The sequence below is a fragment of the Oceanithermus profundus DSM 14977 genome, from assembly GCF_000183745.1.
In the GTDB taxonomy this organism is placed as follows: Bacteria; Deinococcota; Deinococci; order Deinococcales; family Marinithermaceae; genus Oceanithermus; species Oceanithermus profundus.
Genome location: NC_014761.1, coordinates 21,831 through 44,466 on the forward strand (window position 1 = coordinate 21,831; position 22,636 = coordinate 44,466).

Sequence of the window (22,636 nt, forward strand, 5' to 3'; positions counted from 1 at the left end):
CGATTATACTTCGCGCGAGATTTTTTCCGGAACGATGCGGGTTCCCAGCTTGCCCGAGAGCAGGCGGGGGAGGCTGCCGGGCTCGCCCGGGGCGATCATCACCCAGGGGGCGCCGAACTCGAGCGCCGTGAGCGCGGCCCGCACCTTGGGGATCATCCCCCCGGCGATCGTGCCGTCCTGGATGCGCGCCTCCACCTCGGCCCCGTCGAGTACGGGGATGCGGCTCTCGGGGTCGGCGGGGTCGGCGAGCACCCCCGGCACGTCGGTCAGGTAGACGAGCGGCTCGCCCAGGCAGCCAGCCACCGCCGCGGCCACCTCGTCGGCGTTGACGTTGAGCGGCCCCCCTTCGGCGCTCGCGATCGGGCTGATCACCGGCGTCAGGTGGCGGCTCATCAACGCGAAGAGGAGCGAGGTGTTCACCGCGGTGATCCGCCCCACGCGCCCCAGGCGCTCGTCCAGCGGCTCGGCGCGCAGCAGCCGGGCGTCGCGGCCGCTGAGGCCCACGGAGAGCCGCCCCAGCTGCGAGAGCCGGTCGGCCAGCTCCTTGCCGAGCTGCGTCAGCACCTGTTCCACCACCGCCATCTGTTCGGGCGGGGTGACGCGCAGGCCGCTTTCGAACCGGGTTTCGAAGCCGCGCGCCTCCAGCTCGGCCCCGATGCGCGGGCCTCCGCCGTGCACCACGATCAGCTCCCCCTCGTGGTGCGCGAGGTCGCGCACCAGGGGCTCCGCTCCGTCCAGGCTTCCGCCGATCTTAACCACCAGCATGGTCTTCCTCCAGCGCGGGCCCGGGCGCCGCGTCGTCCTCGACGACCCAGACGTCCTCGGGCAGCCCGCCTTCCTCGTCGAGTTCCAGTACGTCGCCGAATCCGATCACGGCGTGGTCGGGAAAGATCCCCAGCATGCCCGCCAGCGCGCGCACCGCCGCGGTCTTGGGCTCCCCCGCCTGGGCGGCGGCCACCGCCGCGGCGTCCAAGTCGTCGGGCAGGCGCCCGGCGGACCCCGACGGCGCGCCCTCCACCCCCTCGCAGAAGCGGTAGCGGACGCGGCCGCCCTCGGCCAGCCCCCAGCACAGCCCCTCGTCCTCGTAAACGGCGAAGAGCGCCGCGCGGCCGATCCGGGCCGCCGCCTCGAGCGCCGCCCAGAGCCGCGCGGGCAGCTCGTCGGCCTCGAGACCTTCGTCGTAGAGGCTGTACCAGGGCGGATCGGGCGCCACGTAGAGCGCGAGCCCCGGGGTGCGGAGTTCGCGCGCCAGGGCGCGCACCGCGTCCGCGTCCTGCGTGCGAACGTGCAGGCTGGTGAAGCTGCGCACGCCGCAATCTTACACGACCGCCCGCGGGTGCGGGTGAGGTCGGGGCGCGCCTAGGGCTCGAGTCGGAAGCTGACCTGGCCCTTGAGCTCGCCGTTGAAGAGGAAGTAGACCGTCCACTCCCCCTCCTGGACGCGGGCCTTGGTGGGGTTCAGCTTGAAGTGCCAGAAGGTGGGCTTGACCCGGCCCTCCCAGCTCTTGGGGACGTCGAAGCTGTACCCGGCGCGTTCGACCTCGCCGCGGGGCGGGATCAGGTACATCTCGAAGGCCTCCTCCCCGGCGTCGCCGGGCTCGAAGCGCCAGTAGGTGACGAAGACGATCGCCCCGTCGGCGGCGTGAAAGACGCGCGCGGGGCGGGCGATCTTGTAGGTGTGCAGATCGGCGGGGTCGAAGCCGGGCGCGGGCGGGCCCATCTCCACGCGCTCGAGCTGGGCGGCGAAGGCCAGACCGAGGGCCAAGACCAGCGAAAGACCGATCCGGAGCATACCCAAGCATACCGCGCGGCGCCGTGCCATAATGCGCGCGTGCGTTACGCCTGCCCCTCCTGCGGCCGCTGGGTGCGCCCCTTCGTCGAGGTGATCGCCGTCAGCTGCACCCGCTGCGGCGCCTACGCCCGCCGCGAGGAGGAGGACCAGGACCCCCTCTTCGCCCGAGGCGAGGCCCCCGGGGAGGAGGCCGCAGAAGAAGAGGGCTAGCGCCGCCCCTGCCCCAGCACGGCCACCCCCACCCCCACGAGCAGCACCGCCGCCCCCGCGAAGACGAGCGGCGCCGGCACCTCCCCGAAGAAGAGGTAGGCCAAGAACCCCGAGCCCAGGGGCTCGAAGAGGATGGCCAGCGTCACCATCACCGGCGGGATCCAGCGCACCGCCCAGTTGAAGCTGGTGTGGCCGATCAGCTGGCTGGTGAGCGCCATGGCCAAGGCGTAGCCGTAGAAGGCGGGCGGCCAGCCGGTGTAGGGGGTGCCGAAGAGCGCGGGCAGCGGCAGCAGCACCGCCGCCGCGGTGGCGTAGGCTACGGCGACGTACTGCCCGATCGAGAGCCCGCGGCGCTGGGCCTCGCGGCCCAGCAGGAAGTAGCCGCTCACCGTCCAGGCGCCCACCAGCGCCAGCGCGTCCCCCAGGAGCGGCGCGGAACCGGCCGACCCCCCGGCGGCGTCGCCCAGCCCGATGAGCACGCCGCCCGCGGTGGCGAGCAAGATGCCCCCCAGGGTGAGGCGGCCGACGCGCTCGCCCAGCCAGAGCCAGCCGAAGAGCGCCACCCAGATGGGGTTCGTCGTCACGATCGTGACCGAGGCGGCCACCGAAGTGTAGGCCAGGCTGGTCACCCAGGTGCCGAAGTGGGCGGCGAGGAAGACCCCGGCGAGCACGGCCATGGCGAACGCCCCGGGCCGGGGGCGGGCGCGCGCCAGCCCGGGCCAGGTCGGCGCCAGCAGCAGCGCCGCGATCCCCAGGCGCACCCCCGCGAGCAGCAGGGCCACCCCGGGTCCGGCGCTGCCGGCGCTGGCGAAGGCGAAGCGAATGAAGATCGCGGCCGCGCTCACCGCGGCCACCCCCACGACCAGCACGGCGACCACCGTGCCCGAACCCGGACGAGCCCCCATGGTCCGATCCTACCCCGCAGGGAGACGCGTCCCCGGGCGCTCTGCCTATAATGGGCTCACCATGAAACTACCCTCGCTCTTCGGCGGCACCCGCGGCCTGGAGGCCCAGATCGACCTCTACTTCGACAAGGTGCAGGAGGCCGGTCTGGTCTTCGGCCGGGCGATGGAGATCTACCTCGACCGCGGCGTCTCGGAAGAGTACGGCGACCTGGTGCGGCGCGTCACCGAGGTGGAGGAGGAGGCCGACGACCTGCGGCGCGAGATCGAGACCCAGATGACCACCCACACCCTCATCCCCGAGCTGCGCGAGGACGTGCTCTCGCTCATCGAGCAGGTGGACGAGGTGACCAACCACTACGAGGCGGCGGTCTACAGCTTCTACATCCAGCGGCCCGTCATCGCCGCGGCCTACCGGGCCGACTTCGCCGAACTGGCGCGGATGGTGCAGCAGACCGCCGAGGAGATGGTCACCGCCGCGCGCGCCTTCTTCCGCGACCTCAGCGCCGTGCGCGACCACGTCAAGAAGGTGCAGTTCTACGAGTCCGAGGCCGACAAGATCACCACCCGCGTAGGGCGGCAGATCTTCGAGAGCGACCTCGACCTGGCCCACAAGATGCACCTGACCTCCTTCCTCGACCGCCTCGACAGCATCGCCGACACCGCCGAGGACATCGGCGACAAGCTCTCGATCCTGACGATCAAGCGGATGGTCTGATGAACCCGGGCCTCTTCGCCTACCTGTCGAGCGGCCTCTTCCTGGGCTGGTCGCTCGGGGCCAACGACGCGGCCAACATCTTCGGCACCGCCGTGGGCACCCGCATGGTGCGCTTCGCGACCGCCGCCCTCATCGCCAGCGTCTTCGTCATCCTGGGGGCGGTGATCAGCGGTGCGGGGGCCTCGCACACCCTGGGCAAGCTGGGGGCGATCAACACCCTGCCGGGGGCGTTCATGGCGGCGCTGGCGGCCGCGCTGAGCGTCTACCTGATGACCCAGCGGGGGCTGCCCGTCTCCACCAGCCAGGCGATCGTCGGCGGCATCATCGGCTGGAACCTCTTCATGGGCCGGCCCACCGACCCCGCGGTCGTCTCCAAGTTCGCCTTCGCCTGGGTGGCCTCGCCGATCATGGCCGGGATCATGGCGGCGCTGCTCTTCATGCTGACGCGCGCGGTGCTGCGCCGCACCAAGATCCACCTGCTGCGGCTCGACCACTACACCCGCGCGGGGCTGATCCTGGTGGGCGCCTTCGGGGCCTACAGCCTGGGGGCCAACAACATCGCCAACGTCATGGGGGTCTTCGTGGGGGTCGCCCCCTTTCGCGATCTGCAGCTGGGCCCGATCGTGCTCACCTCGGCGCAGCAGCTCTTCCTGATCGGCGGCCTCGCCATCGCCGTGGGCATCTACACCTACTCCGAACGGGTGATGCTGACCGTGGGGCAGGACATCGTGCGCCTCACCCCGGTGGCGGCGCTGGTGGTGGTGCTGGCGCAGTCGCTGGTGCTCTTCCTCTTCGCCTCGCAGTCGCTGGCTTCCTGGCTGATCCAGCACGGGCTTCCGGCGCTGCCGCTGGTGCCGGTCTCGAGTTCCCAGGCGGTCGTGGGGGCGGTGATCGGGCTGGGGCTGATCACCCCCGGCGAGCGCGTCCGCTGGGACGTGGTGCGCAACATCGCCATCGGCTGGCTCCTCACCCCTACGGTGGCGGCGATCATCTCGGTGGTGGGGATGTTCGTGCTGCAGAACGTCTTCAACCTGCCGGTGCGGCCTTGAGGCCAAAGCAGCCAAAGATCCTTTAGCTCTTGGCGGTTGCACGTCTCTCTGTGAATCAGACGAGGTTTATTCTTGTCATGTGATTTAATCTTGAACTATGACATGGAAAGAGGCAGTTTTAAAAGCGCTACGTCGCCTTTCGAGAAGGCATCTCACAACAGTTTTAAAGCGCCAAACAATCATTGAAGAAGAACTGATGACCATAGTAATCCACACTGGATCTCGTGGGAAAACACCAGAGCAGACTCTGAACAGGACCTTGCAAGATTTGCGCGATGATGGAAAAATAATTTTTTTAGACAACAAAGGAACGTATCATTTGGTTTTCCTAGAAGATCTGCCCCCCGCCGACATCAGTGTTGATTATAAAGCTCCACCACGAGCTCCAGCCACTATTCATCGTATTAAACGTGACACAGCAATAATCGCTCGTCTAAAAAGTCTGTATGAATACCAATGTCAAATTTGCGGCTTGCGGATACGATTACAAGATAGGTACTACTGCGAAGCCCACCACCTGCGCCCGCTTGGGGAGCCACACAGTGGTCCCGACATAGAAGATAATATTATTATTGTTTGTCCAAATCACCACGTACAACTGGACTATGGCGCTTTACAAATACATGTAAGAGATTTACTGACATACAAGCACAGAATAAACCAAGAATACATTAGTTATCATAATAACGTTATTTGCCATCCGGCTGCGCGTGAGGAAATATAACGCTCTCTTGCATCCCGAACGCAAAATAACCTGATCACCTTTCCAGGCTCTCGAGAGAGGCCAAAGCGGACGCGCCATCACCTCTGCAAGTTAGTTCGGGTATCCTGACCCCGTGAACCCGACCCCCGAACCCGAGTTCGTGCAGGTCTTCACCACCGGCGGCACGATCGACAAGGTCTACTACGACGCCAAGGACGACTACACCGTGGGCGACCCGCAGATCGGCAAGCTGCTGGAGGAGGCGCGGGTCAACTTCCCCTACGCGATCGAGGCCCTCTTCAAGAAGGACAGCCTGCAGATGACCGACGCCGACCGCGCGCGCATTCGTGAGGCGGTGGCGGCCGCTCCGGCGCGGCGGGTGCTCATCACCCACGGCACCGACACGATGGTGGAGACGGCCCGGGCGCTCGTGGGCGTGCCCGACAAGACGATCGTGCTCGTGGGGGCGATGCAGCCGGCGCGCTTTTTGGGCTCGGACGCCGAGTTCAACATCGGCTACGCGGTCGCCGCGGTGCAGCTGCTGCCCCCGGGGGTCTACATCGCCATGAACGGCCAGGTCTTCGGGGCCGAGCGCGTGCGCAAGAACCGCGAACGGCTGCGGTTCGAGGCCGCCCCCTAGCGGGGCCGCCAGGCCAAGAGCCGGAGCGCGTTGGCGGTGACGAGCAGGGTCGCGCCGGTGTCGGCCATGACCGCGAGCCAGAGCCCGGTGTAGCCGAGCAGGGTGGTGACCAGGAAGACCGCTTTGAGGCCCAGGGCCACGGCGACGTTGGTGTAGATGTTGCCGAGCGCGGCGCGGGCGAGGTTCAGGAAGTGGGCGAGCCGCAGTAGGTTGGGCTCGACCAGGGCCACGCCCGCGGCCTCGAGCGCCACCTGGGTGCCGCTGCCCATGGCCACGCCTAGGTCGGCGGCGGCCAGGGTGGGGGCGTCGTTCACGCCGTCGCCGACCATGCCCACCGGGTGGGGGAGCTCGGCGAGGGCCTCGAGCTTGTCCTCCGGGCGCAGCTCGGCGTGGTAACGGACCCCGCCCAGCTGCTCGGCGAGGCGGCGCACCGCCGGCTCGCGGTCGCCGGAGAGGATGACGGTCTCGATGCCCAGGGCCCGCACCCGCTCGAGCGCCTCGGCCGCCTCGGGCCGCGGGGCGTCTTCGAAGAAGAGGACGGCCACCGTACGCCCGTCGAGCTTGACCACGCTCGCGGTCTCGCCGTTCTCGCTCACGCCCGCGGGCAGGCCGCCCGCGGCGGCGGGGCTGCCCACCCAGACCTCGCGGCCCGCCACCCGACCCTTCACCCAGGCGCCGGGCAGGGCGTCCAGGTCTTCGGCCTCGGGCACCGGGACTTCCAGTTCCTCGGCGCGCGCGAGGACGGCTTCGGCGATGGGGTGGGCGCTCGAGCGCTCGAGCGCCGCCACCAGCGGCAGGACCTCGCGCTCGTCCATGCCCCAGACCCGCACGAGCCGCGGCCGCCCTTCGGTGAGCGTGCCCGTCTTGTCGAAGGCGAGGGCGCGCAGGCGTCCGGCGGTCTCGAGCACGTCGCCCCCCTTGACGAGGACGCCCATCCGCCCCGAGCGCGCCAGCGCCGAGGTGACGGCCGCCGGCGCCGAGAGCACCAGGGCGCAGGGGCAGCCGATGAGCAGCAGGGCGAGCCCGCGGTAGATCCAGACCTCGAAGGGCTGGCCGAAGAGCAGCGGCGGTACCGTGGCCGCGAGCGCCGCCGCGACCACCACGAGCGGGGTGTAGTAACGGGCGAAGCGGTCGATGACGCGCGTCGTGGGGCTCTTCATCGCGTCGGCGCGCTCGACCAGCTTCTGGATCTGCGCCAGCGCGCTGTCCGCGACCGGCGCGGTCACCCGCGCCACCAGCTGCCCCTCGAGCAGCACGGTGCCCGCGTAGATGGGGTCGCCCGCACGCTTGGGCACGGGCGCGGACTCGCCGGTGAGCATCGACTCGTCCACCGCCCCCGCGCCCTCCAGGACCACGGCGTCGGCGGGGATGCGTTCCCCGGCGGGCACCTGGACCCGTTCGCCCACCGCCAGGAGCTCCACCGGCACCTCGCGCACGCGGCCGTCCGCTTCGAGCCGCCGCGCCTTGGTGGGGGCCAGCTTGGCCAGTTCGCGCAGGGTGCCGCGGGCGCGCGAGGCCGCCAGGCCCTCGAGCACCTCGCCGATCAGGAAGAGGAAGACGACGACGAGCGCCTCGGGGGCGGCGTCGATGAGGATCGCGCCCACGACCGCGATCGAGACTAGGGCGTTGATGTCGAGGCCACCGCCGCTTTTCAGCACCGCCCAGGCCTTGCGCGCCAGCGGGGCCACGCTGACCAGGGCGCCCGCGCTCCAGACCCAGCGGGCCGCGGCGGGCCAGAGCAGCTGACTGACGAGCGCCAGCACGATGAAGCCCGCGCTCACGCCCAGCATCTTCACCTTGGGGTTCTGCCACCAGGGCGCCTCGCCGGCCGGCTCGCGCTCGGGGCGCACCTTGTAGCCCAGCGGCTCCACCGCCCGGGCCACCGCCTCAGGACGGGCCTGGGCGTCCAGCTTGACGAAGAGCTTGCCGCTGCCGTAGGCCACGACCACTTCCTTGGCGCCCGGCAGCTTGCGGACCGCCTTTTCGATCTTGACCGCGCAGTCGGCGCAGTCCAAACCTTCGACGTCGAAGGTGAGTTCACGTACGGGGGCGTTCATGGGTCCATCTTATGCTAATATGAGCAGTCGTTCAAGTATTGCCTCTCCCACCGGGGCGGCGCCCGCGAAGGAGCGCGGCGCGCCGCTACTCTCCGGCGTGCTCGAGCGCGTCTTCCAGGATCTCCTCGACGTGCCGGTCGGCGAGCCGGTAGAAGACCTGGCGCCCCTCGCGCCGCCAGCTCACCAGCCGGTTGTCGCGAAGCACGCGCAGCTGGTGGCTGATCGCGCTCTGGCTCATGCCCAGCAGGTGCGAGAGGTCGCAGACGCACAGCTCCCCCTGCTTCATGGCCAGCAGGATGCGCATCCGCGTGGGGTCGGCCAGGGCCTTGAGCAGCACCGAGGCCCGCGCGATCGTGTCGGCGTCGGGGAGGGCGGCCCGCGCGCGCTCGAGCGCCTCGGGATGCAGCGTCAACGTGGTGCAGACGGCGACGTCGTCTCGAGCCACGCCTTCATTCTAGCCGAAGGTGCCCTTTCCGGCAGGGACATATAGCCGTGGTACATTGAACAAGCAAGGAGGGAAAGATGAACCATGCGACGAGTGCGGACGGCACCCGTATCGCCTGGACCGCCGAAGGCTCGGGACCGGCGGTCGTCCTGGTGCACGGGATCACCGAAAACCTGCGGGTCTGGGACCCGGTGGCGCGGCGCCTGACCGGAGAGCGCACCGTGGTGCGCCTCGACCTGCGCGGCCACGGGGCCTCGGGGCGCGCGGACGGCTACGGGCTGGCGGCGATGGTCGCCGACGTGATCGCGGTCATCGAGGCCGCGGGGATCGAGCGGCCCGACGTGGTGGGGCACTCGCTGGGGGGCCTGGTCGCCTCGGCGCTCGCAAACGCCTACCCGGTGCGTTCGGTGGCGAACGTGGACCAGCCGCTGGCGCTCGCCGGGTTCAAGGCCATGCTCGAACCGCTGCGGGCGCCTCTGGAGGACCCCGCGACCTTCGGGCCGGTGATGGAGCAGCTGATGGGCCAGCTCGAGGGCGAACGCCTGGACCCCGCCGAGCGCACCCGTCTGCGGGCGCTGCGGCGGCCGCTCCAGGAGGCCGTGCTGGGCATCTGGCACGACGTCTGGGTCCTCTCGGAGGACGACCTGGCGGTGCTGGTGAACGAGCTGCTTGAAGGGTACCGGACGCCCTACCTGGCGCTCCACGGCATCGACCCGGGGCCGGCCTACGTGGACTGGCTCGCGGCGCGCATTCCCGGCGCGGCCGTCGAGGTCTGGCCCGAGTACGGGCACTACCCCCACCTCGTCGATCCCGACCGTTTCGTGGAGCGGCTGCGCGCGTTCTGGGCCGCGGCCTGACGGGAGGGTTTCGTGAACCCCTTGCGCCATACTGAGGCATGGCGCGGATCCTGATCGTCGAAGACGACCGCGAGATCGCCGCCCTCGCCGCCGCGCAGCTGGAGCGCGCCGGCCACGCCGTGCGCGTCGTGCACGACGGCGAGGCGGGGCTTGCGGAGGCGCTCGAGGGCGGGCACGACCTGCTCGTCCTCGACGTGATGCTGCCGGGGGTGAGCGGCTTCGAGATCGTCGAGCGCCTGCGCCGCCGGCCCGGCTACCCGCGGGTGCTGATGCTCACCGCCCGCGCCGAGGAGGTGGACCGGGTGCTGGGGCTCGAGCTGGGCGCGGACGACTACCTGACCAAGCCCTTCTCGCTGCGCGAGCTGGAGGCGCGGGTGCGGGCGCTGTTGCGGCGCGGCGTCGGGCCCGAGCCGAAGCCCGCGGGCCCGCTCGTCTTCGGCGCGCTCGAGATCGACCCCGCCGCCCGGCGGGTACGGGTGGACGGGCGGACGGTGAACCTGACCGCCCGCGAGTTCGACCTGCTCTACGAGCTGGCGCGCCACCCCGGGCGCGTCTACACCCGCGCCGAGCTGCTCGAGCGCGTCTGGGGCGCGGGATTTTCGGGGTACGAGCACACCGTCAACTCGCACATCAACCGCCTGCGCGCCAAGATCGAACCCGACGCCAAACGCCCCGTCTACGTCGAGACCGTCTGGGGCGTGGGCTACCGCTTCGGGGGCGGGGAGGCGTGAGGCGCCTGGCCGCGCGGCTGGCGCTGGCGTTCTCGCTGCTGGTGCTGCCGCTGGGGGCCCTCTTCGTCTGGGGGGCGCTCGACGCCGCGCGCCGCTACCACCAGGAGATCGCCCAGAACCAGTACCGCGACCTGGCCGCCAACCTGCTCCACAAGAGTCCGGACCTGATGGTCGGCGGCGAACGGGCCGGGGCGCTCGACGCGCTGGCCGCCGAGCTGGCCATGACCAACCCCGGCGTCGAGGTCTACCTGCTCGACGCGGAGGGCCGCATCGTCGGGGCCTCGCCCCCCATGGACGCCCTGGTGCGCAAGCGGGTGGACCTGCGCCCGCTCGAGCGCTTCGTGCGCGGCGAGGTGCGGGGGCCGCTGCTGGGCGACGACCCCAAGCGGCCGCGGGGCCGCCAGGTCTTCTCGGCCGCGCCGGTGCCCGGGGGCGGTTGGATCTACGTCCTCCTCTCCGACCTGGCCCTCGACTCGGTGGCCGAGGCCGTGGCCGGCAGCACCGTGCTGCGGCTGGCGCTGTGGGCGGGGCTGGGGCTGGTGCTGCTGGCGGCGCTCGTGGCCGCGGGCACCGCCTGGGGGCTGACGCGGCGGCTCACCGCCCTGGAGGCGGCGATGGAGCGCTTCGACCCCGCGGCCGAGGCCGGCCCGCCCGACCCGCCCGCGGGCGAGCGCGACGAGATCGACCGCCTGCACGCCCGCTTCGCCGAGCTGGCCGCCCGGGTGCGGGCGCTCCTCGCCTCCGAGCGCGAGGCCGACCGCCACCGGCGCGAGCTGGTGGCCGGGGTTTCGCACGACCTGCGCACCCCGCTGGCGGTGCTTTCGGGCTACCTGGAGACGCTGGAGCAGGCGGGGGAGCGCCTGAGCGCCGCCGAGCGCGCCCGCTACCTGGCCGCGGCGCGGGCCCAGGCGGCGCGGCTGGCGCGGATGACCGACGACCTCTTCACCCTGGCGCGGCTCGAGTCGGGGGCCTGGCCCTTCGCCCCCGAGCCGCTGGCGCTCGCCGAGCTGGTGCAGGACGTGGTGCTCGAGCTGCGCCCGCGTTTCGAGGCCCGTGGGGTGGCGCTCGAGCTGGCCCCGCCGCCGGGGCCGCTCGTGGTGCAGGGCGACGCGGGGCTCTTGGAGCGGGCGCTCGTCAACGTGCTGGTCAACGCGCTGGAGCACACGCCCGAGGGCGGCCGGGTAACGGTGCGCCTGGCCGAGGCGGAGGGCGAGGCGCGGGTCGCGGTGGCCGACACCGGCTCCGGCATCGCCCCCGAGGACCTGCCCCACCTCTTCGAACGGACCTTCCAGCGGCGCGACGGCGGCTCCGGACTGGGCCTCGCCATCGCCCAGCAGGCGTTGCGCCTGCACGGCGGCCGCGTCGAGGTGGAGAGCGCCCCGGGCGCGGGCAGCCGCTTTGAGATCAAGCTACCCTTACCAGGGCGGGATATATACCAGCCCTAGCTGTAGGTGAATACTTTCGGGCATCGTGTCTTCACCCACTAGATGAACCAAACCATCTTCTACCTTGTCGCCTAGGTTCCATGTTGGCTCAACAACAACACTGCTACCGTCTTCAAGGTCCAAGAATAACAGCTGGCGCTGCGGCAAGTATGCGCTATCTTCGGTTACGGCATGGATACGGAAGCCAACAAGCTGACGGCCTACAAGTTTTTGTATGACTCCTTGATGTATATAAAGCTTTGTTAGATCCTCGCTGCACTCCAATTTGAGTTGCTTAATAGCGTCATGGTCAATAATCGAGAAACTCACACTCATGTCGGATGCGGCTGGCGTTTTCTTGCTAATGAAGGTTATTCCGTCCGCATGAAAAGTGATTGCAATTTGCGAGCCGCTGTTGAATCGAATCCGCAGGGCGTCTCTTGAGACTTCTCCACTTTTCTTGATTTCGCAGACCTCAACACCACTGATTTCCTGATGGAGGTATTTCGATAAATTCGTATTCTCTGGTTTATCAACGGGGGTGTCAGAGTATGTAGGCAAACTGGCAAGCGCTAAGGCTTTTTCTTTTCCAGTGTAAAAATTATATTCTAATATATAAACGAGATGCTCCACACTCTTGGCAAGCCGCTCTAGATCGTAGACAAACGTTTCATAAGCCTCGCATCTGACCGCGCTTTCACGCACCTTATGAACGCTCTTTCCTCGATACTTACTAATGTGTCCAAGGATTTCTTGTAAATATGTAGCCTCTGGAAACGCTGCTTTCAGAGCCTTATAACCTTTCTTGCTATTAGATGATTTTCTTTTTAGAATGCTGCCTAACTTATTAATGCATTCCACATCTAATGCGTCGTTAATATATCGATAAAGCTCTCTGTGTGCATCCTCATAGGCGTGCGTGTGATTCACAAATGGAAACCGAAGGGATACTAACTCGGTATGTCGAATAGAGAAAATTCCGCAACCCGCATGTACTTGAGACAGCGCATTGGCCCACTCAACCTGTTTAATTAGCTGCTGCAAAGGAGGCGTTTCTTTTGCCCAGTCTCCTTTCAAGTAGACAGAAACCCACTCTTCAAATTTAGGGTCTGGGCTGTCTTGAAATTCAGACGGGTCTAGTTCGAAGCAGTCCCACTTCGATTGTTCTGACGCAGCCGTATTCTTCATAAGATCAGGCTTATATGCCGCAATGGCTAGTTCTCCGTCAGGGAGCTCTCGAAAAGCGAAGCGTAAGTTAATGAGGTTTTCTGGAGGTGCGCTCTCAGTCGACTTAATATGGCCACCGTGCAACCCAAACTCAATGCTATATTTATCCGGTCGACCAAGATAAACATATAAAATTTCGGAGCGAAAGAACCTCAAAAAGCCTAGAGGATTCATCATAGGAAATATTCTACCACACGGCCTTGTTAGGACCGTGCGGTAGTCCGGATATAGAGTTCTACTTCACCGGCGCGACCGTCACCTTGATCACCGGCCCCGTGAGCTCGACGCCCATCACGTCGTGGACCACGCCGCCCTCGTCGGCCCCGTAGTTCTTGCCCATCTGCCGCGGGGCCTGGTTGGGCCCCTCGCCGGCGGGCTCGTTCACCTCGGTACCGGCGTCCCAGAGCTTGAAGTACATCGTCACCTCGCCCTCGAGCGGGTGGTTCATGGGGAAGAGTTCGATGCCCTCGGGCCCCGGCGCGTAGAACCAGTCGTTCGACTGCACGAACATCGTCGCCAGCGAGAGCCGCGCCCCCGGGGCGGCGGTGATGCGGAAGGTGTAGGCCTCGCCCGGGAAGATGGGGGCGGGCGCGTCCTTGCCCGCGGGCACGGCGAAGACGCCCGCCGAAGCCACCCCCGGCTTCATCGCCAGCTCCGCGGCCAGCGCCGCGGGGTCGCCGTCCTCGGCGAGCCGTTCGAGCCCCAGCCCCGCCGCCTCGCCCGGCGTAAAGAGGGGGTTTGCGCCCTCGTGCACCGCCCACACGCCCGGGGCCAGGGGCACGGCCACGCCGCCCTTCATCGTCATCAACGTCGTCGGGGTGCTCACGTTCTCGACGCGCACCTCGAAGGCGTAGCTGCCCATCATCGCGTCCGAACCCATCTTGTCCTTGTCCCCCGACATCTGCGCCGCCGCGGCCAGGGTCAGCGCCGCCAGTCCCATCGTCCATGCTCGTTTCATCGCGTTCTCCTTTCGAGCGTCCAGCTCCCCCGCAGGCTAGACGGGCCCCCTCACGGAACCGTCCCGCAACCATCACGGAGGGGTCACGGCCCCGTGTCGCCCAGACGACACGGCGGCACCGACGGATGGGGTATACTCCCGTGGGCTTTATATGAAACGGTTACGAGAGAGACTATACCATCTCCGGAACGAGCCGACCAGGAGCAGGAATCCGTAAAGCCCAGGAAAGGACGCCAATGAAGACACTTGCCCATGGGATGCGTACCGCAGGCTTGCTTTTACTCGCCGCGGCGGTTCTGACCGCCTGCCGCGGGGAGGTCGCGCCCCCGCCCGAGCCGGGCTTCACGCTCGCGCTCGATCCCGACCGGCTCACCGTGGAGCCCGGCGGTGCCGGCGCCGGGTTGACCCTGACGGTAACCCCGCACGACGGCTTCACCGGAGCGGTGGAGCTGCGCCTGGAAACCGCGGACGGCGCCGCCGCGCCGGCGGGCCTCCACCTGTCCCCGAGCCGCGTCGAGGTTGGCGGCGGGCCCGCGCGGTTGACCCTCGACCTCGCCGCCGGCCTCACGGTTCCGCCCGGCGCACTCGACCTGCGGTTGCGGGGACGGGCCGCAACGGCCTCGGCCGCGACGGCGCTGGCCGTGACCGTCGAAAGCGGCACGGGGGTGCGCTGGACGCCGCGCTCGGTGGCGCTGCTCGCCGCAGCCTACGGAGCCGATCGCTTCGTGGCCGTGGGGGCGAGCGGCGCCCTCCTCACCTCGCCCGACGGCGCGAGCTGGACGCCGCACCCGGCCGCGGGTTACCCCCGACTGAACGCCGTCGCCTACGGCGGCGGACGCTTCGTGGCCGTGGGCGACGGCGGCGCCGTGCTCACCTCCGCGGACGGCGCGGCCTGGAGCGTCCGCACCTCGGGGACGTCGCGCAACCTGCGGGGCGTCGCTTACGGTGGGGACGTCTTCGTGGCCGTGGGTGAGGGCGGCGCGGCCTTCACCTCCGCGGACGGCGCGGCCTGGGAGCGCCGGGTCTCCGGTACGGACCAGGAACTCCGTTCCGTCGCCTACGGCAACGGCGTCTTCGTGGCGGTGGGGTCCGGCGGGGCCGTGCTCACCTCCGCCGACGGAGCCGTCTGGACCACCCAGGACGCGGGCACCGGCGTTCCTCTCGACGCGGTGGCCTACGGCGACGAAGGCTTCGTGGCCGCCGGTTTCCGCGGCGCCCTCCTCACCTCGCCCGACGGCGAAACCTGGACGGCGCGCGACGCGGGCACGGGTTACAACCTCTCCGCGGCCGCCTTTGGCGGGGGGCGGTACGTCGTCGTGGGCGACGGCGGGGTCGTCCTTGACTCCCGCGACGGCGCGAGCTGGAACCTCCACCGCACCGGCACCTACCACGCGCTGGCCGGCGTGGCCTACGGCGGAGGCGTCTACGTGGCCGTGGGCGAGGGGGGCGCGGTCTTCACCTCCTCCGACGCCGGCGCCTGGGCGCGTCGGCCGCAGGGCACCCGCGACACCCTCAACGCCGTCATCGCCGACGGCGGGGGCTTCCTCGCCGTGGGGTACGGCGGGACCGTGGTGGCCTCCGCGGACGGCGCGGTCTGGGGCGAGCGCGCCTCGCCTTCGGGGTACTCCCTCTACGGCGTCGTCCGCGGCCCCGAAACCTACGTGGCCGTGGGCTCGAGCGGCACGGTCCTCGTCTCGCCCGACGGCGCGAGCTGGACGGCGCGGCGCTCCGGGACCTACGACGACCTCTCCGCCGTGGCCTACGGCAACGACCTCTTCGTGGCCGTGGGGTATGCGGGCCGCGTCCTCACCTCGCCCGCCGGCGAAACCTGGAGCAAGCGGGACGCCGGCACCTACAACTGGCTCCAGGACGTCGCCTTCGCTGCGGGCCGCTTCGTGGCGGTGGGTCAGGCCGGCACCCTGATCTCCTCCCCCGACGGCATCACCTGGACCGCGCACGCGACCGGCACCTACCGCGACCTCAACGCCGTCGCTTACGGCGACGGCCGCTTCGTGGCCGTGGGCGACGCGGGCACCGTGCTCACCTCGCCCGACGGCGAAACCTGGACGCTGCGCGACATGGGCGCGGACGCCTCCTTCTACGGCCTGGCCTACGGTGCCGGCGGCTTCGTCGCCGTCGGCAGCGAGGGGGCGGTGTACACCTCGCCCGAGGGCGCGAACTGGACCGCCGCGGAACGGCCCACGGACGAGTGGCTCTACGCCGCGGCCTACCGCCCGGGCGCCTTCGCCGCGGTGGGGCGGGGCGGGGTGATCCTGACCTCGCCCTAGGGCCGCGGGCGGTGCGGCTAGAATGAGGCGATGCGCCCCGAGCCGCTGATCGTCGACACCGACGCCGGGGTGGACGACGCCCTGGCGCTGATGCTGGCCCTGGCCCACCCGGGCGCCGAGGTGGTGGCCGTGACCGCGGTGGGCGGCAACGTGCCGCTTGAGCACGTGGTCCCCAACGTCTTCGAGGTGCTCCACGTGATGGGGGCCGAGGGGGTGCCCGTCTTCCCCGGGGCGCGCGAGCCCCTGCTGCCCGGGGAGCGCGTGCACGCCACCGAGTTCCACGGCAAAGACGGCCTGGGCGACTACCCAAATCGCCGCGCCCGGGTGCGCCCCGAGCCCGAGCCGGCCGCGGTGGCGATCGCGCGCCGCGCCCGCGAGCGCCCGGGCGAGCTCACCCTGGTGGCGCTGGGGCCGCTCACCAACCTGGCGCTGGCGCTGCGGCTCGAGCCCGAGCTGCCCCGCCTGCTCCGGCGCCTGGTGGTCATGGGCGGGGCCCACACCGCCCGCGGCAACACCCCCCACTGGGCCGCCGAGTTCAACTTCTACTACGACCCCGAGGCGGCCCAGATGGCGGTCCAGGCCTTCGAAGAGCTCACGCTGGTGACCTGGGAAACCACCCTGGCCCACCCCATCCTCTGGGCCGAGCACGAGGCGCTGGCGGCGCTGGACACGCCCCGGGCCCGCTTCTACGCCGCCGTCACCCGCACCACCCGCGGCTTCCTGGAGAAAAGGGGGCTTCCGGGGCTGCTCATCCCCGACCCGCTGGCCATGGCGGCGGCGCTCGAGCCCGGCCTGGTCACGTCGGTCGAACGCCACCGCGGCTGGGTGGAGACCTGCGGCGCCCACACCCGCGGGCAGCTCGTCCTCGACCACGGCCGGAGCGCCGAGCCGCCCAACGTGCGCGTGGTCACGGGGCTGGACCGCGAAGGGGTGCGGGCGCTCTTCCACCGCGCGCTCGCCGGCTGAGGCCGCCGAACCTGTCAAATCGCTCACGGCGTGAGCGCAGTTCGCTCATAGCGTGAGCGTTTTGCCGGCAAGGAGCTTTTGATAGGGCGCGCTCTCGTGTGTGCACGGTTCCCGTCGCCGTTCCCGACGTCATGGAGGCGGAGTTCGCCGCCGGGCGTGCCCGCGGTTGCCGCCCGACTTAGCCGGGCTGCCACAGCATCGGCCAGACGCCCGGCCCCCGCGGCAGCCGCACCTCGCGCAACACCCGAAAGCCGCAGCGCTCGTAGAGCCGCCGCGATCCGGGTGAGCTGGCCACCAGGTAGGCGGGCCGGCCCTCCGCCGCCGCGCGCTCGAGGCCCGCTTCGAGCAGCGCCCTGCCCAGCCCCCGGCCCTGACGCCCGGGCAACACCCCCAGGTAGAGGAGCAGCCAGTGCGGAAAGCGCGGCCGCCGGCCCTCCACGAAGAGCGCCCAGAAGAGCCCCTTCAACGGCCGGTCCCTGTAGAGCCGCAGGTAGAAGCGCACGTCGGCCGCGGTCACCGGCGTGCCCGGCGCCACCCAGACGGCCGCGGCGCTACGGTCCGCGTTCGCCCAGACCGTTCCCCGCGGCCCGTGCTTTTCCAGCACGTGGCCGAATAGGCGCGCGAGCCGCCGCTCGCGCGCGCCTGCGTCCGGATCGAACCAGGCCATGACCGGGTCGTCCATGAACGCCGCCACCAGCACGCGCCGCAGCGCCCCGACCTCGCCCGGCTCCGCCCGGCGGACCTCCTGGGCCATGCCCCCATCCTACGCTTCGGGGCGGGGAAAATCCTCTATCGAATGCGAAAAGCGTAAATTCCGTACTGCAAACAAAGAAGAACAAGTATAATCAACCCATGCCCCTGCACGCCGGACGGAGCCACTTCGGCCTCTGGCGCGACCTCCTCGCGGACGCCGTGCCCGAGCGCGTTCACCTGGTCTTGGACCAGCCCGCAGGCTTCGCTCTGTGGGGTCTGGACCCGCTGCCCGCCCCCGCGCTGGTGGTCACCTTCAACCCGTACCCGCTGTACCTGCTGGACCTCTTCGAACGTCGGCCCGTGGGTTTGCTGGTCACACCCGGTTCACTCGCCGAAATTGACGCCGCGCTGGACCTCGTGGCCGCGGGCCGGCCCGTGGGTTCGCCCCCCACCCTCCCCTTCGACCTCCCCACCACCCGCGAGCGCCAGGTCCTGCGCCTGCTGGCCCGGGGGCTTTGCAGCGACGCCATCGCCCGCCGCCTGGGGGTCAAACGCGATACCGTCTACACCTACTACCAGGCCCTGCGCGAAAAACTTGGGGCCGAAAGCCAGCACGAACTCGTGCTGACCTACCTCGGGTTGATCCGACATGACCCACCAGCTTAACCAGGCGTTCCAGGCCACACCCACGGCTCCATGTGTTTGAAAAGCATGCACCTCTAGATACCTGGGAGGGAGCTCCAGGTTTTAGGGTGGAATCCTGCCCATTTCCATCCTAGCCTAGAGCTGTAATGCGGTCATGTGTACACGAAAGGAGGCAGCATGCGTAAGTCAAGACCCTCTATGGTGCTGGTATCTCTGGCAATAGGGCTTAGCCTGCTGCTGGCTTCGTGTCAGAGTTCCAAAGCTCAACCTTCCAGCACCCCTGCCCGTCTGGATGATGCCGCAGTGGAGCAGGAAGTACAAGAAATGATGGCGATGAGGTCGGCGCTTGACGCAAGGCTGAAGGAAGTGGCCCCCGGGGTCTGGGTTGACGTACGTGCGGACGGCGTGCGCATTCACATGGACCCCCCCTTTTTTCACCGAGCGCACGCTGCCTCAGTTTGAAAGTTTCCTGAAGAGTCTCGACGTGAACGGCATCTCCAAGGACGGCTCCGTGGCCGAGATGATTCAGCGCCAGCTGAACCACGCCTTAGACAACGTCAAGCAGGGGTGGGAAAACCTTCAGCGGCTCTCGCCCGCCCAAAAGCAAGAATTGTACGACCGCTTTGTGAAGCCAAATCTTCACCAACCTTAAAGCACATCCGTTGCGCCCGCGCACCTGCTTCCTTGTACGTGCGCATCCGCCATGCGCACCACGGCCGGCCCCGGGGCCAAGGCTTACGCCAAGGGATCGTGCGTGGATGCGTACAATAACTCTTATGCCAGGGCCGAGGCCGAAGGAAGTGTGGTCCAGAACCGGGACTCGGGGCGAGACGGGTCGTATGCGTCAGCTGCTAAATACGGAGACCGGAGCTGCAGCAGCTACGGTGCTGCATCCGCATACGTCACGGTAGCCGGTTTTCCCGAAACCATCTCGTCGGATAGCGACGCATACAGCGGGTGCAATTAGAGCGCGGTTGCCCCCTGCCCCAAAGGCCACTTGTCAGCGGGGAGGTACCAAACCTCCCCGCTTACGCTTGCCGTGAGCCTCGCGATCCGCAACGCGCGTAGGGTGTCAGCACATACACACCTCCGCAAGGTATGGCACCGAATGCACCGGAAAGGCTGCACGATGCGGTCGGCAACCACTATTTATCGTGACAGCGGCAAGCTTGCAAGCAATCCCCGGGTGGTTTTTGTACGTGTTTGGATCAAAGGAGGGCCGCTTCGCGGTTCGCCGCGCACAGACAACGTATCGGGAGGGTGACACATAAATTCTCAACTTTTCCCAGCGGTTCGCGGGCGCTGGCTTGCGCTCGTCCCCTACCCACACCTTCGCGATCGGCTCCAAGGCCCTCCTCGCCGGCGAACCGAGCGGCAACCTGGACATAGGACGCACGACGAAATCCACGACTTGTTTGACGAGCCTCACCAACAAGGCTGCACCCTCGTCATCGTCACCTACGATCCCGAAGCGGCCACCCGGTCCGACCGCGTCCCGCTCATGTGCGACGGCCGCATCGTGCAATGAGGTGCGGGTGGGCGCGCGCCCGTTACCCCAGCGCCACGTCGAGCACCATCATCACCGTGAACCCTACCATCACCCCGAAGGTGGCGATGTCGCCGTTGCCCGAGGACTGCGACTCGGGGATGATCTCCTCCACCACCACGAAGATCATCGCCCCGGCGGCGAAGGCGAGCGCGTAGGGCAAGAGCGGCTGTACCAGCAGCACGCCCACCGCGCCGATCACCGCGCCGATGGGCTCGACGACGCCGGACAGCTGGCCGTAGAAGAAGCTCTTTCCCGGCGAGAGCCCCTCGCGCCGGAGCGGCATGCTCACCGCCGCGCCCTCGGGCAGGTTTTGCAGCCCGATGCCGATGGCCAGCGTAACCGCGCCCGCCAGCAGCGTCGCCGCCTCCTCGCCCCCGCCCAGCACGTGGGCGGCGCCGAAGGCCACGCCCACGGCCAGGCCCTCGGGCAGGTTGTGCAGGGTGATGGCGAGGATGAGCAGGGTGGTGCGCCGCCAGGTGGTGCTCACGCCCTCGGCAGCCTCGTCGGGCTGGAAGAGGTGCAGGTGGGGCAGGTACTTGTCCACCAGGCGCAGGAAGCCGCCGCCGAGCAGGAACCCCACCGCCGCGGGCAGCCAGGGCGGCTTGCCCGCGGCCTCGGCCAGGTCGATGGCGGGCAGCAGCAGCGACCAGACGCTGGCGGCGATCATCACCCCGGCGGCGAAGCCGAGCATGGCGTCGAGCCAGCTCCGGGGCATGTCGCGCGTCGTCAGCACCGTCGCCGCGCCCAACGCGGTCATGCCCCAGGTGAACAGACCGGCGAGGAGCGCCAGCAGGGCGGGGTGGTAACCTTGCAGACCCTCGAACACTTCAGACCCCCAGGGTGGCAAAGGCGAGCAGCAAGAGGTTCAGCACCACGATGACGCCCGTGCTGATCCAGGCCAGGGCGCGGAGGAGGGGTGGGTTGGCGAGGCCGCCCATCAGCCGCCGGTCCGAGGTGAAGAGGACGAGCGGGATCACGGAGAAGGGCAGCTGCATCGAGAGGATCACCTGGCTGAGGACCAGCAGGGTTACGGGGCGCACCGAGAACCAGACGGCCACGAGCGCCGGGGCCATGGTGAGCAGGCGCACGAAGAGGCGCAGCGCCGCGACGTTGCGGACGCGCACGTTCAGGAAGCCCTCGAAGACGACCTGCCCCGCGAGGGTGCCGGTGGTGGAGCTGGAGATCCCCGAGGCGAGCAGGGCGATGGCGAAGGTCAGGGCGGCGGCCTGCCCCAGCAGCGGCTTCAGGGTCAGGTAGGCCTGGTCGATCTCGGTGACGAGGAGGCCGTTCTCGTGAAAGACGGCCGCGGCCATGACCAGGATGGCGCCGTTGACCAGCCAGGCGGCGGAGAGGGCGGTGACGGTGTCGACCACGCTCCAGAAGAAGACGCGCCGCTTGCTCTCGGGGTTGCCCCTGGTGCGCGTCTTCACCTGGGCGGAGTGCAGGTAGAGGTTGTGGGGCATGACCGTCGCCCCCAGAATGCCCATGGCGATGAAGAGCGCCGTGGTGCTCTCGAAGACGGTGCCGTTGGGCACGAAGGCGTTCCAGGCCACCGCGCCCAGCGCCGGGTGGGCGAAGAAGATCTCGAGCACGTAGGCCATCCCGATCGTGGCCACGAAGGCCAGGATCACCATCTCGACCCAGCGGAAGCCGAAGCGCTCGAGCCAGAGGATGAGCAGCACGTCGAAGACGGTGAGCACCACCGCCCAGGTGAGGGGGATGCCGAAGAGCAGGTTGAGCGCCAGCGCCACCCCCATGAACTCGGCCAGGTCGGTGGCCATCATGGCCAGGAAGGCGGTGACGAAGAGGAAGCGGGCCACCGGCGGCGAGTAGCGCGCCCGCATGGCCTGGGCGAGGTCCATGCCGGTGGCGATGCCCAGCTTGGCCGCGAGGACCTGCATCAGCACGGCGATGGCCGAGGAGAGGGTGACGATCCAGAGGAGCGCGTAGCCGTAGCGGCTGCCGGCCTCGAGGCTGGTGGCCCAGTTGCCCGGGTCCATGTACCCCACCGAGACCAGGAAGGCGGGCCCCAGGTAGAACCAGAAGGGGCGCTGGAAGCGCACACGCGCGGCCTTCACGGCGCCGCCTCCACTTCGAGCGCCGCCGCCAGCTCCGGCGGCAGCAGGAAGCGGCCCTCGGCCAGCTCGATGCGGGCCCCTTCGGGGCCGCACTCGATCAGCTCGAAGCGCGCCCCCGGCACCAGCCCCAGCCGCGCCAGCAGCGCCAGCGTGCCCTCGTCCTGGGCGCGCACGCGCAGCAGCCGGTAGCGCCCCGGCCGGCTCTCGCTCATGCGCGGGCCCTCGGCGTGGGGCAGGGCCAGGCCCGCGGTGGGGATGGGGTCGCCGTGGGGGTCGCGCTCGGGGTGGCCCAGCCACTCGGCGATGCGCGCCTCGAAGGCCTCGGAGATGTGGTGCTCGAGCCGCTCGGCTTCCTCGTGGACCTCGTCCCAGTCGTAGCCCAGGGCCTCGGCCAGGTAGGTCTCGATCAGGCGGTGGTGGCGCAGCACCTCGAGGGCCACCGCGCGGCCCGCCTCGGTGAGGGTCACCCCGCGGTAGGGGGCGTGGTCGACGAGGCCCAGCGAGGCCAGCTTCTTGAGCATGCCCGTCACCGAGGCCGGGCGCACCCCCATGCGACGGGCCAGGGCCTGGGTGGTCACCGGCCCTTCCCCCGAGAGCAGCAGGACCTGCTTGAGGTAGTCTTCCTGGGCTTCCGAGAGGTGGGCGCGGTGGGATTTAGTCATACCTAAAACTCCTGATATAATAGTTTAGACCTGCCTAAACCAA

24 protein-coding genes are annotated in these 22,636 nt (G+C 68.9%); 12 read left to right on the top strand and 12 right to left on the bottom strand.

What is annotated here, in order from left to right:
• Positions 1-3 precede the first annotated feature (3 nt).
• The 3 genes from argB to OCEPR_RS00135 are packed head-to-tail and all read right to left on the bottom strand — an operon-like array spanning position 4 to position 1,791.
• On the bottom strand, positions 4-765 hold the full coding sequence (argB, locus tag OCEPR_RS00125) for an acetylglutamate kinase (RefSeq protein WP_013456662.1): 762 nt from the start codon (positions 763-765) through the stop codon (positions 4-6).
• Complete coding sequence (locus OCEPR_RS00130) at positions 752-1,309, bottom strand: hypothetical protein (RefSeq protein WP_013456663.1); 558 nt, start codon at positions 1,307-1,309, stop codon at positions 752-754. The genes argB and OCEPR_RS00130 overlap by 14 nt, the downstream gene beginning before the upstream one ends.
• Before the next feature lie 50 nt (positions 1,310-1,359).
• Positions 1,360-1,791, bottom strand: coding sequence for a hypothetical protein (locus tag OCEPR_RS00135; protein ID WP_013456664.1), 432 nt, complete (start codon positions 1,789-1,791; stop codon positions 1,360-1,362).
• A 39-nt stretch (positions 1,792-1,830) separates the two neighbouring features.
• Between OCEPR_RS00135 and OCEPR_RS12935 the strand changes: the two genes are divergently transcribed.
• Complete coding sequence (locus OCEPR_RS12935; protein ID WP_013456665.1) at positions 1,831-2,001, top strand: hypothetical protein; 171 nt, start codon at positions 1,831-1,833, stop codon at positions 1,999-2,001.
• Here OCEPR_RS12935 and OCEPR_RS00140 read toward each other — a convergent pair.
• Complete coding sequence (locus OCEPR_RS00140) at positions 1,998-2,906, bottom strand: DMT family transporter (RefSeq protein WP_013456666.1); 909 nt, start codon at positions 2,904-2,906, stop codon at positions 1,998-2,000. The genes OCEPR_RS12935 and OCEPR_RS00140 overlap by 4 nt on opposite strands.
• Positions 2,907-2,967: 61 nt before the next feature.
• On the opposite strand from OCEPR_RS00140, the gene OCEPR_RS00145 reads away from it, so the two are divergent.
• From OCEPR_RS00145 to OCEPR_RS00155, 4 genes are all read left to right on the top strand, one after another.
• A complete protein-coding gene (locus OCEPR_RS00145; RefSeq protein ID WP_013456667.1) occupies positions 2,968-3,621 on the top strand; it encodes a DUF47 domain-containing protein in 654 nt (217 codons plus the stop codon).
• On the top strand, positions 3,621-4,670 hold the full coding sequence (locus tag OCEPR_RS00150) for an inorganic phosphate transporter (protein WP_013456668.1): 1,050 nt from the start codon (positions 3,621-3,623) through the stop codon (positions 4,668-4,670). Before OCEPR_RS00145 ends, OCEPR_RS00150 begins: the two co-directional genes overlap by 1 nt.
• Positions 4,671-4,767: 97 nt before the next feature.
• Entirely contained in the window at positions 4,768-5,394 is a 627-nt protein-coding gene (locus tag OCEPR_RS12440; protein ID WP_083804184.1) for an HNH endonuclease, read from the top strand.
• A 112-nt stretch (positions 5,395-5,506) separates the two neighbouring features.
• The gene (locus OCEPR_RS00155) at positions 5,507-6,013 is read left to right on the top strand and encodes an asparaginase domain-containing protein (RefSeq protein ID WP_013456669.1); all 507 of its coding nucleotides are present in this window, start codon (positions 5,507-5,509) and stop codon (positions 6,011-6,013) included.
• Here OCEPR_RS00155 and OCEPR_RS00160 read toward each other — a convergent pair.
• Together OCEPR_RS00160 and OCEPR_RS00165 are read right to left on the bottom strand one after the other, a co-directional pair.
• Complete coding sequence (locus OCEPR_RS00160; protein WP_013456670.1) at positions 6,010-8,070, bottom strand: heavy metal translocating P-type ATPase; 2,061 nt, start codon at positions 8,068-8,070, stop codon at positions 6,010-6,012. The two genes, OCEPR_RS00155 and OCEPR_RS00160, sit on opposite strands and share 4 nt — an antisense overlap.
• 85 nt (positions 8,071-8,155) lie before the next feature.
• Positions 8,156-8,515 carry an ArsR/SmtB family transcription factor gene (locus OCEPR_RS00165; RefSeq protein WP_013456671.1) on the bottom strand — a complete coding sequence of 120 codons (360 nt, stop codon included), beginning with the start codon at positions 8,513-8,515 and terminating at the stop codon, positions 8,156-8,158.
• 77 nt (positions 8,516-8,592) lie between these two features.
• Here OCEPR_RS00165 and OCEPR_RS00170 point away from each other — a divergent pair, with 77 nt between their 5' ends.
• From OCEPR_RS00170 to OCEPR_RS00180, 3 genes are read left to right on the top strand one after another with little or no spacing between them, the layout of a single operon-like run.
• Positions 8,593-9,372: an alpha/beta fold hydrolase gene (locus OCEPR_RS00170; RefSeq protein ID WP_013456672.1), complete on the top strand. Its 780-nt coding sequence runs from the start codon at positions 8,593-8,595 to the stop codon at positions 9,370-9,372.
• Positions 9,373-9,410: 38 nt separating this feature from the next.
• A complete protein-coding gene (locus OCEPR_RS00175; protein WP_013456673.1) occupies positions 9,411-10,103 on the top strand; it encodes a response regulator transcription factor in 693 nt (230 codons plus the stop codon).
• Positions 10,100-11,548: a sensor histidine kinase gene (locus OCEPR_RS00180; RefSeq protein ID WP_013456674.1), complete on the top strand. Its 1,449-nt coding sequence runs from the start codon at positions 10,100-10,102 to the stop codon at positions 11,546-11,548. The genes OCEPR_RS00175 and OCEPR_RS00180 overlap by 4 nt, the downstream gene beginning before the upstream one ends.
• Here the strand turns inward: OCEPR_RS00180 and OCEPR_RS12695 are convergent.
• Both OCEPR_RS12695 and OCEPR_RS00185 read right to left on the bottom strand, forming a co-directional pair.
• On the bottom strand, positions 11,519-12,931 hold the full coding sequence (locus tag OCEPR_RS12695) for a hypothetical protein (protein WP_013456675.1): 1,413 nt from the start codon (positions 12,929-12,931) through the stop codon (positions 11,519-11,521). The genes OCEPR_RS00180 and OCEPR_RS12695 overlap by 30 nt on opposite strands.
• A 58-nt stretch (positions 12,932-12,989) precedes the next feature.
• Positions 12,990-13,712 carry a spondin domain-containing protein gene (locus OCEPR_RS00185; protein WP_013456676.1) on the bottom strand — a complete coding sequence of 241 codons (723 nt, stop codon included), beginning with the start codon at positions 13,710-13,712 and terminating at the stop codon, positions 12,990-12,992.
• 272 nt (positions 13,713-13,984) lie between these two features.
• Between OCEPR_RS00185 and OCEPR_RS00190 the strand changes: the two genes are divergently transcribed.
• A complete protein-coding gene (locus OCEPR_RS00190; protein WP_049773438.1) occupies positions 13,985-16,000 on the top strand; it encodes a WD40/YVTN/BNR-like repeat-containing protein in 2,016 nt (671 codons plus the stop codon).
• A 30-nt stretch (positions 16,001-16,030) separates the two neighbouring features.
• Positions 16,031-16,966, top strand: a complete 936-nt coding sequence (locus OCEPR_RS00195; protein WP_013456678.1) for a nucleoside hydrolase — start codon at positions 16,031-16,033, stop codon at positions 16,964-16,966.
• A gap of 178 nt (positions 16,967-17,144) precedes the next feature.
• Here the strand turns inward: OCEPR_RS00195 and OCEPR_RS12075 are convergent, their stop codons facing one another.
• The gene (locus tag OCEPR_RS12075) at positions 17,145-17,720 is read right to left on the bottom strand and encodes a GNAT family N-acetyltransferase (protein ID WP_013456679.1); all 576 of its coding nucleotides are present in this window, start codon (positions 17,718-17,720) and stop codon (positions 17,145-17,147) included.
• Between the two features lie 98 nt (positions 17,721-17,818).
• On the opposite strand from OCEPR_RS12075, the gene OCEPR_RS12080 reads away from it, so the two are divergent.
• Together OCEPR_RS12080 and OCEPR_RS12940 are read left to right on the top strand one after the other, a co-directional pair.
• Complete coding sequence (locus OCEPR_RS12080; RefSeq protein ID WP_013456680.1) at positions 17,819-18,325, top strand: helix-turn-helix transcriptional regulator; 507 nt, start codon at positions 17,819-17,821, stop codon at positions 18,323-18,325.
• Between the two features lie 463 nt (positions 18,326-18,788).
• Positions 18,789-18,956 (top strand): hypothetical protein, encoded by a 168-nt coding sequence (locus tag OCEPR_RS12940; RefSeq protein ID WP_013456681.1) that lies wholly within the window; start codon positions 18,789-18,791, stop codon positions 18,954-18,956.
• A gap of 898 nt (positions 18,957-19,854) precedes the next feature.
• Here the strand turns inward: OCEPR_RS12940 and OCEPR_RS00215 are convergent.
• The 3 genes from OCEPR_RS00215 to OCEPR_RS00225 all read right to left on the bottom strand — a co-directional run bounded on the left by OCEPR_RS00215 (position 19,855) and on the right by OCEPR_RS00225 (position 22,593).
• Positions 19,855-20,610: a ZIP family metal transporter gene (locus tag OCEPR_RS00215; protein ID WP_083804352.1), complete on the bottom strand. Its 756-nt coding sequence runs from the start codon at positions 20,608-20,610 to the stop codon at positions 19,855-19,857.
• Between the two features lie 70 nt (positions 20,611-20,680).
• On the bottom strand, positions 20,681-21,931 hold the full coding sequence (locus OCEPR_RS00220; protein ID WP_013456683.1) for an Nramp family divalent metal transporter: 1,251 nt from the start codon (positions 21,929-21,931) through the stop codon (positions 20,681-20,683).
• Complete coding sequence (locus OCEPR_RS00225; RefSeq protein ID WP_013456684.1) at positions 21,928-22,593, bottom strand: metal-dependent transcriptional regulator; 666 nt, start codon at positions 22,591-22,593, stop codon at positions 21,928-21,930. The genes OCEPR_RS00220 and OCEPR_RS00225 overlap by 4 nt, the downstream gene beginning before the upstream one ends.
• Between the last annotated feature and the right edge of the window lie 43 nt (positions 22,594-22,636).

Excerpts from the sequence above, each read along its gene's own strand:
- argB (WP_013456662.1), bottom strand. The coding sequence starts at position 765 with ATGCTGGTGGTTAAGATCGGCGGAAGCCTGGACGGAGCGGAGCCCCTG.
- OCEPR_RS00135 (WP_013456664.1), bottom strand. The coding sequence starts at position 1,791 with ATGCTCCGGATCGGTCTTTCGCTGGTCTTGGCCCTCGGTCTGGCCTTC.
- OCEPR_RS00140 (WP_013456666.1), bottom strand. The coding sequence starts at position 2,906 with ATGGGGGCTCGTCCGGGTTCGGGCACGGTGGTCGCCGTGCTGGTCGTG.
- OCEPR_RS00145 (WP_013456667.1), top strand. The coding sequence starts at position 2,968 with ATGAAACTACCCTCGCTCTTCGGCGGCACCCGCGGCCTGGAGGCCCAG.
- OCEPR_RS00150 (WP_013456668.1), top strand. The coding sequence starts at position 3,621 with ATGAACCCGGGCCTCTTCGCCTACCTGTCGAGCGGCCTCTTCCTGGGC.
- OCEPR_RS12440 (WP_083804184.1), top strand. The coding sequence starts at position 4,768 with ATGACATGGAAAGAGGCAGTTTTAAAAGCGCTACGTCGCCTTTCGAGA.
- OCEPR_RS00160 (WP_013456670.1), bottom strand. The coding sequence starts at position 8,070 with ATGAACGCCCCCGTACGTGAACTCACCTTCGACGTCGAAGGTTTGGAC.
- OCEPR_RS00170 (WP_013456672.1), top strand. The coding sequence starts at position 8,593 with ATGAACCATGCGACGAGTGCGGACGGCACCCGTATCGCCTGGACCGCC.
- OCEPR_RS00175 (WP_013456673.1), top strand. The coding sequence starts at position 9,411 with ATGGCGCGGATCCTGATCGTCGAAGACGACCGCGAGATCGCCGCCCTC.
- OCEPR_RS12695 (WP_013456675.1), bottom strand. The coding sequence starts at position 12,931 with ATGATGAATCCTCTAGGCTTTTTGAGGTTCTTTCGCTCCGAAATTTTA.
- OCEPR_RS00185 (WP_013456676.1), bottom strand. The coding sequence starts at position 13,712 with ATGAAACGAGCATGGACGATGGGACTGGCGGCGCTGACCCTGGCCGCG.
- OCEPR_RS00195 (WP_013456678.1), top strand. The coding sequence starts at position 16,031 with ATGCGCCCCGAGCCGCTGATCGTCGACACCGACGCCGGGGTGGACGAC.
- OCEPR_RS12075 (WP_013456679.1), bottom strand. The coding sequence starts at position 17,720 with ATGGCCCAGGAGGTCCGCCGGGCGGAGCCGGGCGAGGTCGGGGCGCTG.
- OCEPR_RS12080 (WP_013456680.1), top strand. The coding sequence starts at position 17,819 with ATGCCCCTGCACGCCGGACGGAGCCACTTCGGCCTCTGGCGCGACCTC.
- OCEPR_RS00215 (WP_083804352.1), bottom strand. The coding sequence starts at position 20,610 with ATGACCGCGTTGGGCGCGGCGACGGTGCTGACGACGCGCGACATGCCC.
- OCEPR_RS00225 (WP_013456684.1), bottom strand. The coding sequence starts at position 22,593 with ATGACTAAATCCCACCGCGCCCACCTCTCGGAAGCCCAGGAAGACTAC.